Source organism: Saccharicrinis aurantiacus, assembly GCF_947489045.1.
In the GTDB taxonomy this organism is placed as follows: Bacteria; Bacteroidota; Bacteroidia; order Bacteroidales; family Marinilabiliaceae; genus Saccharicrinis; species Saccharicrinis aurantiacus.
The window spans coordinates 1-230 of record NZ_CANLCN010000079.1 but is presented as its reverse complement, the minus strand read 5'-3'; the positions used below and the strand labels follow the sequence as shown (position 1 = coordinate 230).

At 30.9% G+C, this 230-nt stretch carries 1 protein-coding gene; it reads right to left on the bottom strand.

The features are described 5' to 3' along the window. Positions 1–230: transposase (locus QMO11_RS21895; protein WP_282040093.1), on the bottom strand; the 230-nt coding region annotated here is incomplete at both ends.

Here is a 230-nt window from a genome sequence, read left to right as displayed (position 1 = left end):
GTCATTATCTATGATGTCTATATTTAAAGAGGGTTTCTTAGGTAAGAAATGATATGCTATTAAACCTGCGATTAGATTTGAAAGAAAGTTTTCAAACGACCTGTGTCTCGTATGTTCAATTTGACAGATATTTTTTAGTTCATCATTTACAGCTTCAATGAGAGCTCTCTTTTTGAGAAGAACTTTATCGTGTATGTGCATCAATGCATTCTTCATGTTCTTTTTTATTT